This is a genomic window from Amycolatopsis sp. cmx-11-12 (assembly GCF_046269425.1).
In the GTDB taxonomy this organism is placed as follows: domain Bacteria; phylum Actinomycetota; class Actinomycetes; order Mycobacteriales; family Pseudonocardiaceae; genus Amycolatopsis.
This window is the reverse complement of sequence record NZ_JADNQM010000041.1, coordinates 1-14,891: the sequence shown is the minus strand read 5'-3', so window position 1 is coordinate 14,891 and position 14,891 is coordinate 1. Positions and strand designations below refer to the sequence as shown.

The 14,891-nt window shown below is 69.6% G+C and carries 11 protein-coding genes; 2 read left to right on the top strand and 9 right to left on the bottom strand.

Translation table 11 applies throughout. The features are described from left to right. Positions 1–2 precede the first annotated feature (2 nt). The 7 genes from ACLARN_RS36950 to ACLARN_RS36920 all read right to left on the bottom strand — a co-directional run bounded on the left by ACLARN_RS36950 (position 3) and on the right by ACLARN_RS36920 (position 10,169). Positions 3–1,385 carry an extracellular solute-binding protein gene (locus tag ACLARN_RS36950; protein ID WP_409496129.1) on the bottom strand — a complete coding sequence of 461 codons (1,383 nt, stop codon included), beginning with the start codon at positions 1,383–1,385 and terminating at the stop codon, positions 3–5. Between the two features lie 10 nt (positions 1,386–1,395). Continuing rightward, positions 1,396–2,646, bottom strand: coding sequence for an ROK family protein (locus tag ACLARN_RS36945; protein ID WP_409496128.1), 1,251 nt, complete (start codon positions 2,644–2,646; stop codon positions 1,396–1,398). Between the two features lie 357 nt (positions 2,647–3,003). Beyond that, positions 3,004–4,017, bottom strand: coding sequence for an NAD(+) diphosphatase (nudC, locus tag ACLARN_RS36940; RefSeq protein WP_409496127.1), 1,014 nt, complete (start codon positions 4,015–4,017; stop codon positions 3,004–3,006). Further along, the gene (locus tag ACLARN_RS36935; RefSeq protein WP_409496126.1) at positions 4,017–5,393 is read right to left on the bottom strand and encodes a M16 family metallopeptidase; all 1,377 of its coding nucleotides are present in this window, start codon (positions 5,391–5,393) and stop codon (positions 4,017–4,019) included. The genes nudC and ACLARN_RS36935 overlap by 1 nt, the downstream gene beginning before the upstream one ends. Further along, positions 5,390–6,694, bottom strand: a complete 1,305-nt coding sequence (locus tag ACLARN_RS36930; RefSeq protein ID WP_409496125.1) for a M16 family metallopeptidase — start codon at positions 6,692–6,694, stop codon at positions 5,390–5,392. Before ACLARN_RS36930 ends, ACLARN_RS36935 begins: the two co-directional genes overlap by 4 nt. Positions 6,695–6,715: 21 nt before the next feature. Next, positions 6,716–8,398 (bottom strand): DUF2207 family protein, encoded by a 1,683-nt coding sequence (locus ACLARN_RS36925; protein ID WP_409496124.1) that lies wholly within the window; start codon positions 8,396–8,398, stop codon positions 6,716–6,718. Position 8,399: 1 nt separating this feature from the next. Continuing rightward, the gene (locus ACLARN_RS36920; protein WP_409496184.1) at positions 8,400–10,169 is read right to left on the bottom strand and encodes a DUF2207 family protein; all 1,770 of its coding nucleotides are present in this window, start codon (positions 10,167–10,169) and stop codon (positions 8,400–8,402) included. 100 nt (positions 10,170–10,269) lie between these two features. Between ACLARN_RS36920 and ACLARN_RS36915 the strand changes: the two genes are divergently transcribed. Further along, positions 10,270–11,655 (top strand): neutral zinc metallopeptidase, encoded by a 1,386-nt coding sequence (locus ACLARN_RS36915; RefSeq protein WP_409496123.1) that lies wholly within the window; start codon positions 10,270–10,272, stop codon positions 11,653–11,655. 155 nt (positions 11,656–11,810) lie between these two features. Here the strand turns inward: ACLARN_RS36915 and ACLARN_RS36910 are convergent, their stop codons facing one another. Continuing rightward, positions 11,811–12,698, bottom strand: a complete 888-nt coding sequence (locus ACLARN_RS36910) for an RDD family protein (RefSeq protein ID WP_409496122.1) — start codon at positions 12,696–12,698, stop codon at positions 11,811–11,813. Positions 12,699–12,759: 61 nt separating this feature from the next. Between ACLARN_RS36910 and ACLARN_RS36905 the strand changes: the two genes are divergently transcribed. Further along, positions 12,760–13,767 (top strand): stage II sporulation protein M, encoded by a 1,008-nt coding sequence (locus ACLARN_RS36905; RefSeq protein WP_409496121.1) that lies wholly within the window; start codon positions 12,760–12,762, stop codon positions 13,765–13,767. Between the two features lie 86 nt (positions 13,768–13,853). Here the strand turns inward: ACLARN_RS36905 and ACLARN_RS36900 are convergent, their stop codons facing one another. Next, complete coding sequence (locus ACLARN_RS36900) at positions 13,854–14,648, bottom strand: hypothetical protein (protein ID WP_409496120.1); 795 nt, start codon at positions 14,646–14,648, stop codon at positions 13,854–13,856. Positions 14,649–14,891 lie beyond the last annotated feature (243 nt).

Below are 14,891 nucleotides of genomic sequence, written 5' to 3'. Positions count from 1 at the left end.
GATCAGCCGCCGGCGCGTTTCTGGGCCAGCTCGTCGTTGATCTGAGCGTCGACCTGCTTGAGACCCGCGGCCATGTCGGGGATGTTGCCCGCCTGCCACTTCTCCGCGAAGTCGTTGACGGCCTTGAGGTGCGCGTCGCCGATCGGGGTCGACGGGTTCGGCAGCAGCTTCCCGCCGTTGTACAGGTCGAGGAACGTCTTGAACTCCGGCGTGACCTCGAGCTTCGGGTCGGTCAGCGCGGCCTTGGTGCTCGGCACGTTCTTGAGCCCGTTGGAGAGTTCGACCAGCGTCGAGGTGTCCAGCGTGACCTGCTTGATCAGTTCCCAAGCCGCGCCGGGGTTCTTGGCGCCCTTGGGGATCGCGATGATCGTGCCCGTGGTGAACGCGCCGCCGTAGCGGTCCGGCTTGCTGTCGAGCACCGGCGGGGCCGCGGTGCCGAACTTCAGGTCCGGCGTCTGGTCCTTGATGAACGCGGTGCGGTACTCGCCGTCGATCATCATCGCGAGCTTGCCGCGCTGGAAACCGTGGTCCGCCGAGTACTCCTCGCCGAGACCGGCCTTGAACTGCTCGACCTTGGCGTGGCCGCCGTAGAAGTCGACGAGCTGCTTCTGGAAGTCGAACATCGCCTTCCACTCGGGGCTGTCGGCGAGATGCGACTGGCCGTCCGGGCCGAGGTAGGTGGCGCCGAAGTTCGGGGCCCAGTACTGCGCGAAGTTGGCGTAGAACGGCATCGACGGCATGAACCCGGCGACCTTGATCGAGCCGTCCGGGTTGAACTCGGTCAGCTTCTTGGTGGCCTCGAACAGTTCCGAGGTCGTCTTCGGCGGCGACGTGATGCCCTTCGCCGCGAACATGTCCTTGTTGTAGTAGAAGCCGTAGACGTCGGCGAGCAGCGGCATGGCGCAGCGCTTGCCCTGGTACTCGGTGTAACTGCGGACCGCGTCGGGGATCTGGCCGAGGTCGATCTTGTCGCGATCGATGTAGGGCTTGAGATCCTGGAAGCTGCCCGTGGAACACCACGCGCCGAGGTTGTCTGTGAAGAACGAGATCGCCACGTCCGGCGGGTTGCCACCGCGGATGGACTGGGTGATCTTGTCGTCGTCCTGCTGGCCTTCGTGCTTGATCTCGATGTTCGGGAACTTCGCCTTGAGCTTGTTGAGCCCGGCGGTGACCACGTTGTACTCGCGGTCGGTGAACTTGCTGTAGACGGTCAGCGTGAGCTTCGCGTCCGCGGCGGGTGCCGCCGCCGCGTCACCCGCTCCCCCGGCCGGGCCGCTTGCGGCGCCCGAACAAGCGGACACCAGTGCGGCGACGGTGACCGCGCCGAGCACTATCGAGCCGCGCCAACGGCGGCCACTTCTCCGAACCTGGGTCGTGGAACTCATGACCCTCCTCCTAGTTGGTTGGGGCGGGAGACGGTGGTTCTGTTCGTGAATCCGGGATCGCCACGATCGGATGGGGCTCTCCCGCCCCGGACCTGCTGGGCCCGAGGAGCGAAGGGGTGTTGACGCCGAAGACGTCCCTGCGGACGGTGGCGAGGGCGGATTGAAGCGCGCCCTCCCGCACCGCGTTGCCCTGCACCGACGCGACCCCGACGGGGGTGCGGGGCAGGACGAGTTCGTGCAGCCTTTTCGCGACCAGCGCGGCGAATTCGTCGCCACCGGCGCGACTGGTGTCACCCGACAGCAGCACGAGTTCGGGGTCGACGACCGCGATCAAGCTGGCCGCTCCGCCCGCGACGCGGCGGGCGAGGTCGTCGAGGAAACCTTCGTTGTCGTTTTGCCGCGCCTTGGCGACGGCGTCCGCGCCGGTCTCGGCTTCGATGCCGTGCGCGGCGGCCAACGCGACGACCGCGGGCGACGCGACGATGTCGCCGAACCGATCTCCGGCACGGGGCTTGGGGTTCGGGGTGGCGACGGAAACCGGGTCGGGGACGCGCATCCAGTCGATCTCACCGCCACCGCCGGTCGCGCCGCGCAGCAGCCGCCGCCCGACCACCACCGCGCCGCCGACGCCGTCGCTGAGCCAGATCATCACGAAGTCGTCCAGCCCGACGGCCTGGCCGGCGGTCATTTCTACGATCGCGACGAGGTTGACGTCGTTCTCGATGGTGACCTCGACGCCGAGTTCCTGGCTGAGCCTGCTCGGCACGTCGAAGCCGAGCCAGCCGGGGATGTGCGGCGCCGAAGAGAGCAGGCCGGTGCGCGGATCGAACGCGCCCTGCGCGCCGATGACGACGTGGCGGAGGTCGGTGGCGGCGAGCCCGGCGTTGTTCGCGACCTTCGTAAGTGCTTCGCCGAAGGTGCCGACGACGTCCGCGCCCGCGTGGACCGGCAGCGGGACCTGGTACTCCGCGAGCACCGCGCCCGTGACGTCGGCGACGACGAAATCTGCTTTTTTGGGCGTCAGGTCCACGGCCGCGACGTAGGCGACGCCGCCGTTGACCTGCCAGAGCTGCGCCCTCGGCCCGCGGCCCCCACCGCGCACGCCCGCCTTGGCGACGATGTCGTCCTGTTCGAGGCGGGTGAGCAGCTGCGCCGTCGCGGGTTTGGACAGGCCGATCGCGACCTCGAGCTCGGAGCGCGTCAGCGGGCCGTCCCTGAGGAGGACCTCGATGGCCGCGCGATCGTTGATCTCGCGCAGCATTCGCGGACTACCGGCTCGCACTGGGGTTCGCTCCCGACTTCGTTAGGAAACTTTACAGACGGTTTCCGGGGACTGTAGTGAGCCGAACCACAGTCGTCAACGGGCCTGGGAAACGGGGAGGTAACGCTTGACGTGTTCCGCACAGCGGGTAGATGTACCGCTGCGGAGGGTGGCCACTCAGGGACACGGCCCGGCCAAGTACATGAAGGCCCCCTTCCTGTACCTAGGCGCAAGGAAGGGGGCCTTCATGTACTTGAGGAGCTACTGTCACGATCGGACCAGTGGAGCACCGACTCTGCCCCCTCAAGTGTTATGAACGGGACTTTCATAACATCGGCGGGCGCATTCGGGGAAGGGTCAGACGCCCGCCCAAGCAGCCAGCATCACGCGAGCGATCGACGAGTTCCCCGGCAATACCAGCTGCCGCTCACCCCCGGCGATCGGCGTCGGCACGGCGCCCGCGTTCCGCAACTGACTGTTCGCGAAAGCGGCCCGCACCTCCGAGCGCGAGACCCAGAACGCCTCCTCGATCTCGCCCTCCGCGGGCACGATCGTCGAAGAGATGTCGGCCCGCGCGGTGAACCCGAGCATGATCGACCGGGGGAACGGCCACGGCTGGCTGCCGAGGTAACGCACATCGCGCACCTCGACGCCGACCTCTTCGCGGATCTCCCGCTCGACACAGCCTTCGAGCGACTCTCCCGCCTCCACGAATCCGGCGAGGATCGAGTACCGGTTTTCCGGCCAGATCGGCTGCCGCGCCAGCAGGACGTGCTCGCCGTTGACACCGGCGTCGTCGTGCACGAGGCAGATCACGGCGGGGTCGGTGCGCGGGTATTCCTCCCGGCCGCAGCCGGTGCATTTGCTCGCCCAGCCCAGCTGGATCACTTCGACCGGGCTCCCGCAGCGCGTGCAGAACTTCGCCTGCCGCTGCCAGTTCCGCAGCGCCTGCGCGGTAGTGAACAGCCCGGCCGACGCGTCGTCGAGCAGGTCGCCGTAGCCGCGCAGGTCGACCCAGATCTCGCCTTCGTGGCGCGGGACCTCTTCGACGACGCCCCAGCTGCCCGCCATCTCGACGGTCTCGGTCTCCCCGGCGGGACGGCCGGGCAGCGACCAGAAGTCGGTGCCCTGCCACTCCCCCAGGAAGACCGCGTCGGCGGGCGGCTCGGCGCCGAAGTCCTGCGTCTTGCGGGTCGCGAGCGTGCCGGAACCCTCCACCACCGGGGTGCGCGCGTGCTCGTCGAGCAGGACGACGTGCGCGTCCGGCCAGCGCTCGGCGAGCCTGTCCGGGTTGGTGCGCAAGGATTCCTGACGGTCCGCCGTGGAGCGCGAAAGCGTCGGGAGCGCCCCCAACCCGAACGGCGTCTCCATCAGGAAGGCTCCCCGACGGTCACGTCACCCAGCGCCTCCAGCTTCGGTGCGAGGACGTCGGCGTCACCGACGACGACCCCGGTGAACCGCTTGGGCGCGAAGAACTCCAGCGCGGCATCGGCCACTTCTTCGGCGGTGACCGCGGCGAGCCGTGCCGGGTGCTCGGCGAGCCATTCGGCGCCAAGGCCGGTCGCGGCGAGCGCGGCCAGCTGCGCGGCGAGGCCGCCCTGCGACGACGCCGCAGTGACCAGCGAACCGATCGCGTACTGGCGCACCGACTCGACCTCGTCTGCGGTCGGCGGCACGAGACCGAGCCTGGCCAGCTCGTACCGCGTCTCCAGGAGCGCGGCCGCGGTCGCGTCGGTCGCGGTGTCCGCGTCGACGTTCACCACCGCGGTCTGGTCGGTGAACTCGAAACCCGAGTGCGCGCTGTAGGTGTAACCCTTGTCCTCACGGATGTTCTCGACCAGCCGCGACGAGAAGTACCCGCCGTAGGCGAGGTTCGCCAGTTGCAGCGCGGCGTAACCCGGGTCGGTCCGCGACACGGCCTGCGCGGAAAGCCGGATCTGCGACTGCACGGCACCCGCGCGCGGCACCAGCAGCACGTTGCCGCCGGTGAGATCGGGCAGCACGGGCAGGCGGACGGCGGAACGGTCCGAGGCCCAGCCACCGAGCGCCTTCTCCAGGTCCCCGATGACGGTCTGCGGGTCGATGTCGCCGACCAGCACCAACACGGATCCCCGCGGCAGCACCGAAGCCTGGTGCAGCGCGCGAACGCGATCGGGCGCGACGGCAGCCACATCAGCGGCCTCCGGCACCTCGCGCACAGCGGGGTGGTTGCCGTAGCGGTGCTTCTGCAACGCCTCGCGGGCGATCGTCCTCGGCTGCGTGCGGGAGACCGCGATCCGCTCGATGAGCCGCTCGCGTTCCCGCTCGACCTCGGCGTCCGCGTACGACGCGCCGGTGAGCGCGTCGGCGAGGACGTCGAGCATCGTCGGCAGGCCGTCGGCAAGCGAGGTGCCGTTGATGGCCAGCCGCTCCGGGTCGACGCCGGACGCGAGGTCACCACCGATCAGCGCCAGGTCCGCGTCGATCTCGATGCGGTCGCGGCGGGCGGTGCCGGTCAGCAGGGTCTCGGCCAGCACCTCGGCGGTCGCCGGGTGCAGCGCGTCGTCGCCGGCGAACGGGATCCACGCCCGCAGCTCGACCAGCGGCACGGTGGCCTTGCGGACAGCGAGAACCCGCAGCCCGTTGCTCAGCGTGGTGTCCACATGGGACAGATCGGCGGCGGCGCGCTGCGTTCCCAGCGGCGGGACCGGACGCGGCCCGGCGGCCGTGCGGCCGATCTCCTCGGCGGTGCGGTGCGGTGCGCTCACTGCTCGGTACCTTCCTGGTCTGAAGATCCACTGCCCGGGCGGACGACGAGCACGGCGCGCGAATCCGGCCGCAGTGCCTTCGCCGCCGCCGAAACGGCCTCGCCGGTGACCGCCGAGATCTTCTCGGCGAGCCGGTACACCAGCGACGCGTCGCCGTACAGCAGCTCGAACGAGCCGAGCGCGAGCGTCCGGGACACCAGCTTGTCGTGCTCGGAGTGCAGGCTCGCGGCCCAGCGCGCGGTGACCTTCTTGATCTCCTGGTCTCCCGGCGGCGTGGCCGCCAGCTTCTCCAACTCCTCGTCCAGCGCGGTGAGGACCTGGTCGGTGCTCACGTCCGGCGGGTGGATCGCGGTGATGGTGAACGTGTCCGGGTCACGCGCCTCGAACGGGCCGAAGAGCCCGGCACCGGCGCCGATGTCGACGACCAGCGGCTCGCGGTGCACCAGCCGCTGTTGCAGCCGGGAGCCGTCGCCGTCGGTCAGCACGCCGGCGAGTACGAGGTTCGCCAGGTAGCCGTCGAGGTCGTTGATCGGGTCCGGCATCCGGTAGCCGATGCCGACCGCGGGCAGCGGGGCGTGCGGGTCCACCTGCTCGCCGCGCAGCTCACCCTCGGGGGCGGGCTCGGCGAACGAGGGACGCACGGGCGCGGGCCGGTGCGGCACGTCGCCGAAGTGCTTCTCGATCAGCTCGCGGGCCTGCTCGACGGTGAAGTCACCGGCGACGGTCAGCACCGCGTTCGCGGGTGAATAGTAGGTGTCGAAGAAGGCCGCGCAGTCGTCCAGGGTGGCCTGCTCAAGGTCCTCGAAACCGCCGTAACCGTTGTGCGCGTTGGGGAACGTGGAGTACAGCACCGGCGGGAGGGTGATCCACGGGAACCCGCCATACGGCCGGTTCAGCACGTTGAGGCGGATCTCCTCCTTGACCACGTCGATCTGGTTGGCCAGGTTCTCCTGCGTCAGCTTCGGCGCCCGCATCCTGTCCGCTTCGAGGAACAGCGCGCGCTCGAGTGCCGCGGCGGGGAGGACCTCGAAGTAGTCCGTGTAGTCCGGATGGGTGGAGCCGTTGAAGCTGCCACCACTCGACTGGACGTACCGGAAGTGCGCGAGCTTCTCCAGGCTCTCGCTCCCCTGGAACATCAAATGCTCGAAGAGGTGCGCGAAACCGGTGCGCCCTTCGGGCTCGGAACGGAAGCCCACGTCGTAGTGGACGCTGACACCCACCACCGGAGCGGTCGCGTCGGGCGCGAGCACCACGCGCAGACCGTTGTCGAGGGTGAATCGGACAAGCTCGGGATCGGCCATGCGCACCACCCTACGGGCTAGTCAGGCCTCCGGGCGACGACCCTGGCGGGTCGCGGCGAAGGTTCCCACTAGCGCGGCCGTGAAGTCGCTCACCCGCGTGAGGCCGTCCTCCTCGACGCCTTCCTTTCCGTACCAGTAGATCTTGGGCGGACCCTTCAGTCTGGCGAATCCGGCGACCCACTGTTCTTGTTCGCCGAGAGCGAGCGCGTAGGGCAGCGCCCGGGAAAGGAGCACCTCGCGTTCGAGCTTCGGGACGGCCGACGGCTTGGTCGCCAGCAGCACGTCACGCACACCGAGCAGCCGACGGTGCAGCGCGACACCGGCACCGGTGCGCACCGGCAGCCACCGGGCGGCGACGGCGAGTACCGCCCCCGCCGCGACGACGATCAGCCCGAGTTGCGCGTAGCCGACGGTCAGCGCCAGCAGGACGGTGAGGAACAAACCGTAGAAGCAGATACGCGGGCCGACGCGGGCGAGCCTGCCGGGCAGGCGCGAGTACCAGCGGCGTTCGACAACGCTGTCGCGCAGCTCGCCGCGCACCGTCCCGATCCCGATCCGGGCGGACTGGATCTCCGACAGCAGCACCGACTCGCGCTCGTCCGGCAGCAGCGCCTCGAACACGGCTCGTTCGAAGGTCGTGAGCTGCTCGTCCGGCGGGTTGCGGCGGACGAGCCGCCAGCCGGTCAGCTCGCCGGGCTCCTCACTCACCCACAAGTAGTTCCGGACCGCGAGGTCGACGACCGTCGCCGCGAGATCGACGGCGTCGGTATGCCCCGAAAGGACCATCCCGACCTGCCCCGGCAGTACGCCATCGGGCGACGCGAACGCGGCCTGGTCATCCTTCCCGGTGAGCAGCTCGACCGGGAGTGCGTCGCCGGGGTGTTTGTCCCGCCTTCGGAGCAAGCCCAGTGCCACCGCGGCCACGATCAGCGCGAGCGCGAAGCCACCCCAAGCCCAGCCGACCGGGGCGGTGAGCACGAACGCGCCGGCGAACGTCTTCGACGGCTCCAGCCGCGCGTTCGCCGGGACGGTGCCACCGGGCAACTCGACCGAGATCTCCATCCGCTGCCCGGCCGCGAGGTTCTGCTGGCTGAACCGGGTCAGCCCGGAATGCGCGATCTGGGCGGCCCCGCAGTGCGCGCGCGACCCCTCGGGACCGGCGTAACAGGTGACCGCGTTCGGGATGGCCGGTGCGGCGAAGCTCGCGCGCACGAGTTCGAGGCGGGTGTCCCAGCCGCCCGCGAGCTGCCAGCCGACCCGCGCCAGCCCGTCGGCTTCGGCGACCGCACCGTCCACTGTGTACCGGACGATCGAGGTGCCGCCCTTGAGGCGGATGACGAATTCGTCGTCGGTCAGTTCGGCGTTGCCCGCGCCTTCGATGACGACGTCACGGATGCCGATGATCCGGTCGCGATCGTGCGGCGCGGCCGTCCGCAGCGGAATCCGGCGGGTCATCGTCGCCTCGCTCGGCACGGACACCGCCTCGACGACCGAGAGGGCGCCGTCGCGTTCCACCTTGAGCGAGATCTCCGCGCTGTTGGGGAGCGTCGGGAGCGGAGCCTCGCCCTGCGCTCCCGCCGGTGCCGCGCCCAGCACGACCAGAAGCACGCCCAAAAGCACCGCCACCAGCACGCAATTCGGCACCAGATTGCGGTAGTTGCGCGTGCGAGGATCGCAAGCTGGTGCCGAATCGCGAGTCTTCACGTCAGGCGGGGACCGGTTCCGGGCGAATCGAGCGCAGATGCCCGGATTCGGCGAGCAGACCGTCCAAAGCGGACAGGAACGACGGCAGATGCGCGGCGAACCGGCGCAGATCCCGATCGCCTTCGAGCCCGCCGAACCAGTACAGCCCGGCCGAACCGTCCGCCGACGGGTCGAGCGCTTCGAACGTCCGAAGCCAGTGTTCGGTGTCACCGAGGACGATGGCGTACGGCAGCGACCGGGAGAACACCATTTCCCGGTCCCCCAACGGAATCTCGGCGACCTTGACCGTGCGCAGGTATTCGAGCAGCCCGCGCACCTGGCCGACCAGGCGCCTGCCGCGCGAGGTCCGCGGCGGCACCCAGGAGGCGCCCAGCAGCACGGCGACCCCGGCGAGCGCGACCGCGACACCGAGCAACGCGTGCCCGGCCGTGAACGTCAGGACCGCGGTACCCACGAGTCCGCACGCGACCAGGCCGATACCCACCCAGGTGAGCTTGCTCTTGCCCTTGTCGGGGCGGCGCGAGAACCAGCCTTTGCGCACGACGTCGGTGTACATCGCCTCGCCCGCCACGCGGAGATCGACGGTGCCGCGGCCGCGGAGTTCCGACAGCAGCACGGAATCGGTGCCGTCGGGGAGGATCGCGGTGTAGATCTCGCGTTCGAAGGCGACGAGGTGCTCGTCCGGCGCGTTACGGCGGGCGATCTGCCAGTCGACGGTGCCCGCGCCGCGGACCTCGGCGATCCACAGGTAGTTGCGGACCGCGAGGTCGACCACCGTGCCGCTGACGTCCACGACGTCGACCGTCTCGTCGACGACCGTGCCGACCTGGCCGGGCAGGACGCCGTCGGGGGAGGCGAAGGAGACGCGATCACCGTCGCGCATGAGGACGTCGACCGGGCCGGTGCCCGCGGTGAGCGCACCCTTGTCGCGACGACGCGACAACCAGACGGCCAGCGCGCCGAGGAGCAGGAACAGTGCCAGTGCGCCGAAACCGATGCCGGTGAGCGTGGTGAGGGCGAACGCGCCACTGACCGAAGCGATCCGCTCGAACCGCGCGTTCGCGGGGACGGTGCCCGCCGGGAGCTGGACGGCGAGGTCGACCCGTTCACCCGCCGCGAGCTTGTCCTGCTCGATGCGGACGACACCGCTGTGGTCGGTTTCGGCGAGCGAACACTGCCTGTCCGAACCGAGCGGCCCGGCGAAACAGTCCACTGTGGGCATTTCGCGCGTCGGCGCGCTGAACGAAGCGGACACCCGGGACAGTTCTCCGTCCCAGCCGCTCGCGACCTGCCAGCGCACCTGCTGCGCGCCGTTGACGTCGGCGACCGCTCCGTCCACTTTGTACTTGAGGGTGGACGCGCCGCCGTCGAAGGTGGCGACCAGTTGTTCACCGTTCGACTCGGTCTTGCCCGCGCCCTCGACGGTCACGTCACGGACCCCGTAGACGCGGTCCTGTTCCTCACCGGCGGGAACCTTCAACGGAATCCGGCGCACCAGACGCTGTCCACCCGGGACGGTCACCTGCTCCGTGATCGACACCGAACCGTCGCGTTCCACCTTCACCGCGACGTTCGCGGCCGCGCCGCTCGGCGGCTGGAGCAGGCCGAGCTCACCGCGTGCGCCGATCGGTGGCGGCTTCGGCATTTGTGGCGCGTTCGTCAGCGAAGGGCCCGCTTCGGGCGCCTCCGGAACGTTCGAATCCGTCGGCGGGGCCATCAAGGCCGTACTCGCCGCGACGGCCACGACCGCCGTCCCCCATTTCGTCAACACAGCCACACACTCTAGGGCAGCCGATCTATGCTGACCGCCGAAACGCCGGATCCGCCACCTGGGCGAACGGCGTTGCCGAACCGCATGGGGGATCCACTCGATGAACCAGCAGCCGCCCGGCCCGCCTGATCCGCGGCGCCGGCCGACTCCGCCGCCGCGACCACCGCAGGGCGGCCGTCCGCTCCCGCCGCCGGGCGCGCGACCGCTGCCGCCGCGCGGTGGCCCGCCGATCCGGCCGGGCCCCGGTGGACGCCCGGTCCCTGGCCGTCCGCCGATCTCGCAGCCGATGCCGATCCCGCCGCCGTTCCGGCCGGGTCCACCGAGCGGCGGGATGCCGCTGCCCCCGCCGGGCGCGGCTCCGCTGCCGCCGCCGCGGATCGGCGCGCCGGTCCCGTTCCAGCCCGGCGCCGTCGGCCCGCCGCAGCTTCCCTACGGCCCGCGTTTCGCTCAGCCCGCGTTCACGCCCTACGGGGGATACCGCGCCAAGAAGTCGAACGGCGGGGTCATCGCGGCCGTCGCGATCGTGGCCGTGATGGCGGTGATGGGCGGGCTGATCATGGTGATCGCCATCGCGAACGGCGGCTCACGGCACGTCGCCGACGCCGGTTACTCGTCGTACCCGACGACCTCGTCTTCGGAGTACTCGACGACCACCACATCCAGTGACACGTCGGCGACCACGGCCACCAGATCGCGTGATTCGACTGCCTCGCGCGAGACGTCGGCCGGCTCGACCCGCGAGACCTCCAACCGAGCGCCGTCCGGCCCGCAACCGCACCACAAGCTGGCGGACAACCCGCTGTGGCTCAATTCCAACGTCGGCCTGCCGAACCAAGCGTGCAATCTCTCGCGCTGGGCGAACAACCCGAACGCGTCGTCGGCGTTCTTCGAAAGCGCGCGGCCTTGCCTGGACAGCGTTTGGCAACAGGTCATGAATTACTCGAAACTGCCGTTCCGGGTCCCGACCGTGAAATACCCGTCCGGCAAGAACTGGTCAAGCCCGTGCGGTGACGCCAGCAAGGGCTGGGCGGCGTTCTACTGCTCGCAGAACGAGACGCTGTACATGCCGTACGAAGGCCTTCAGGTTGATCAATACGGCAACAAGCCCGGGGTGTACCTCGCGGTCTTCGCGCACGAATACGCGCACCACATCCAGGCGCTCTCCGGTATCTCGCAGGCCTATTGGGACGCGCGGTACGAAGCGGGCACCGACTCGGCGGCGGGCCTGGAGATGTCGAGGCGGAACGAACTTTCGGCGCAGTGTCTGTCCGGGACGTTCCTTGGCTCGACGGTGGGCCGTGGCGGCTCGGTCGATCAGTCGATGTACCGGGACGCGTGGGGTTCGCAGGACCGCGGCGACCACAACGGCGGCCCGCGCGACCACGGCTCCGACGCGCACGCGATCTCGTGGTGGCAGCACGGCGCGCAGAAGAACCGGATGGCGCAATGCAACACCTGGGCGGCAAAGTCTTCCGACGTTTCCTGAAACCCGCAACCAGAGGACTAATTGCGGCGTCCTCAAGCGCGTGAAGGCCCCCTTCCCTCGGCTGAGCCGAGGGCAGGGGGCCTTCACGCGCTCGCACTGTGACTGATGGTGCCCAGCGAACCGCAACTAGAGGACTAATTGCGGCGGTCGCGTTGTCAGCCTGGTGGCGCGAAGGGGTTCTCCGGCACCGGTTCCGCCGGGGTCACCGGAACCGGTGCGGTCACCGGCGCGACCGGCTGCGCGTATTGCGGCGGGTACTGAGGCTGCGGCGGCGGCGCGTACCGGGGTTGCAACTTCACCTGATCCCGCCGCCGCCGCTCGGCCAGCACCGCCGACAGATACGCCCAGGACGGCACCCCGGGCGGCACCGGCGCCCCGATCGTCGCCGCGACCTGCTGCGCGAGCCCGTACCCGAGGGCTTCGACCGCTTCGGGGCGAAGCTCGCTCGTGCGGCTCAAGTACTGGCGGACGGCGAGCGCGAGCTCGTTCGGCAGGCGGGTCAGGTCCAGCTGCGAAGCCCAGTACGCCAGCTGCGGCGGCATCCCGACATACGGCGTCCGGGAGGCTGGCATGCGTTCCCGGATCACCAGGGTGCCGGCGAGGTAGTCGCCGACGCGGCGGCCGTTGGTGGACAGCAGCGACGTGACCACCGCCACGACGCCGAGCAGGCCCAGCGCCCAGAAGTCGATGAAGAACCCGGCGAGCCCGCGGACCAGCGCGTGCCGGAATCGGACCGGTCCGCCGTCGGTGCGGACCACGCGCAGGCCGAGCGCCATCTTTCCGAGCGTCCGGCCGCGGCTCAGCGTCTCGAAGATCACCGGGTAGCCGACCATGACCAGCACGAGGGTCACCAGGAACAGGGTCAGCGCGAGCGCTTCGTCACCGAACGCGGCGACCTGGCTCAGTACCAGCATCGCGACGACCAGCGTGATCATCTGGAGTGCGACGTCGAGCATCATGGCGAGCCCGCGGCTGGCCAGTTTCGCCGCGCGCACGTCCAGGACGACGGCCTCGCCGGTGACGAGTTCGGACTCTTGTTCCACCTGGCAAGCGTAGTGACGAATAGGCTGGGCCACCAAGGACGATCGCCGGGAGGGCTCCGAGTTGGACGTGGACGTGTTCGTCGCCGCGCACCAGGCCGAATGGAATCGGCTGCGTGACCTCGTCGGCCGCGCCGGGAAACTCAGCGGCCCGGACGCCGACGAGCTGGTGACGCTGTACCAGCGCGTCGCGACGCACCTTTCGATCATCCGCTCGGTCGCGCCCGACCCCGTGCTCGTCGCGCACCTGTCCGGCCTGGTCGCGAAGGCCCGGTCGGCCGTCACGGGTTCGCACAGCCCCGCCTGGCGCGAGGTCGGCCTGTTCTTCACCCAACGGTTTCCGGCGGCGCTGTACCTGAGCAGACGCTGGTGGCTGGCGTCAGCGGCGGCGTCGATCGCGGTGATGGCGATCGCGGCGGTGTGGATCGCCGGTGACCCGCAGGTGCTCGCGTCGCTGGCGTCACCGGAGGAGTTCAAGGACCTGACGGCGCCGGGCGGGAAGTACGAGACGTACTACTCGTCCGATCCCGCGGGCTCCTTCGCCGCGCGTGTCTGGACCAACAACGCGTGGGTGGCCGCGACCTGCCTGTTCCTCGGTGTGGTGCTGGGTGTCCCGGTGATCTACGCGCTCTGGGCGAACTCGCTGAACCTCGCGATCGGCGCGGCGCTGATGTCGTCGGCGGGACGGCTCGACGTGTTCTTCGGCCTGATCCTGCCGCACGGCCTGCTGGAGCTGACAGCGGTGTTCGTCGCGGCCGGGACGGGGCTGAAGCTCGGCTGGACGGTCATCGACCCGGGACGCCGCTCCCGGACGGCGGCGCTCGGTGAACAGGGCCGATCGGTCGTGGTGATGGCGCTGGGGCTGACCGCGGTACTGCTGATCTCCGGCGTGATCGAGGGTTTCGTGACGCCGTCGGGCTTGCCGACCTGGGCACGGATCGGGATCGGCGTAGTCGCCGAAGTCCTCTTCTTGCTCTACGTGTTCGTAGTCGGGCGTAAGGCCGCGAAGGCGGGCGAAGTGGGCGACGTGGACTGGCGGTACGCCGGAGATTCCCGCCCTGAAGCGGGCTGACCTGCGGAAAGAGAGCAAGGGACCTTTACTCTCCCCATTGCTTAGTGCACTAAACAACGCTAGCAAAGGTCCCTTGCTCCCGTTGTTTAGCAGCTGCAACTACCTTCGAAGGCGATGCTGTTCCCGTCCTCCAGGCTCGCGCTGCCCGCGAACCGGATCTCGAACTCGCCCGGTTCGGTCAGGACGATCTTCAGGCTCGACGCCGACCCGTCGGCCCCGGTCTTCGCCGCCGCCGTCTCGGCACCGCCCTCGAAGACCAGCACGTTCTTCGGCCGCGCCGCGCGGACGAAGAAGTTCACCGGCACGTCGGCGGCGGGCTGGCCGTTCTCCCCGATCACGCGCACCACGAACGGCTGCCCCGGCGTCTTCGACGACAGCCGTTGCCCGTTGCCGGACAGGATCGCGAGCGTCCGCACCCCGGCGGCCCACGTGTTGGACAGGCCGGGCAGCGAACAGACCTCCTGGTAGAGCCGCGCCCCGACGGTCGGCGCCTCCGCCGTCAGGCAGCGGGCGGTCGCCGCGTTCGCCAGCAGCACCAGCCCCGGCAGCCCGGCGTTGCGGCGCCATTGCTGGTACCGGTCCTTGCCGTCGCACGCCACGAGTTTGACGCCGACCCCGTCCACCGGGCTGATCGCCGCCAGGCACTGTCCACTCGCGACATGTTTGTACGAAAGGGCCGCCTTGTCGTACAGCCACTGTGCCCCGGCGTCCTTCGCGTCGGCGAAGACCGGTTTGCCCTCGGCGGCGGCCAAGGAAAGGGTCCCGCCTCCGTCGGCGAGGTAGACCGGTGTCCCGGCCGGTCGCGCCGACGCGGGCGAAACGAGCAGCACCATCGGGAGCAACGCGAAGAACAGCACGACCTTGCGCAAGCCGGACCCCAATCCTGTCGGTCTCCTTCCGAGCTAACCGCCCGGGACACCCATCGCCAACCAGCACCACTCCATCGGGTTCAGCCGAACCGCGGCGTCCGCCACTTCGGTCGCGAGCAGTTCGGCCTATGAGTGATTCCGTGAAGATCGCGTGAAGTGCAACCCCGCGAAGGAATCCTTCCCTTGACCGTCATAAAGGACACTGGTTGGGGCCGAATTATCCGATTGATCATCGATTGCCCGTATTACCGGATC